Here is a 410-nt window from a genome sequence, read left to right on the forward strand (position 1 = left end):
GCGTGGGATGAGCCGGGACGAAGGGGCGGCCGATACGCGCGGCCGCATGCGGTCTTGCCGGTGTACCGGGACAACACGAAGAACGACACCGCTCAGATCCTGAAGCTAGTGTTCAGCCGCTGTCGCTGTTGCGCTGGCGGCTCGCTCGCGCGGGTGTTCTCAGGGGTGCTTCCATGCAGGACGGTCTTGGCCGACTGACCCGCCAGGTGCGGCGACTGAATCTGGTTGTCGCCGGTCTTGGCGGGATGCTGATACTCGTCATGGGGGCCGCCTTCGTAAGCGGGCATCCCGGCGTGATCCGGACACGCGGAATCATCGTCGAAGACGCAGAGGGCAGGGCCCGGATTCTGATCGGGGCTCCCGCTCCCACGGTGCCGGAACGTCTGCGGACAAGCCCCGCGCGCTACGAG

Annotated in this window: 1 protein-coding gene; it reads left to right on the top strand. The window is 67.1% G+C overall.

The window, feature by feature from the left end; genetic code table 11:
* Positions 1–173: 173 nt before the first annotated feature.
* A partial coding sequence (locus EHS43_RS47305) for a hypothetical protein (protein ID WP_221740837.1) occupies positions 174–410 on the top strand: 237 nt, incomplete at its 3' end.

This window comes from Streptomyces sp. RP5T (assembly GCF_003933965.1).
Taxonomy (GTDB): domain Bacteria; phylum Actinomycetota; class Actinomycetes; order Streptomycetales; family Streptomycetaceae; genus Streptomyces.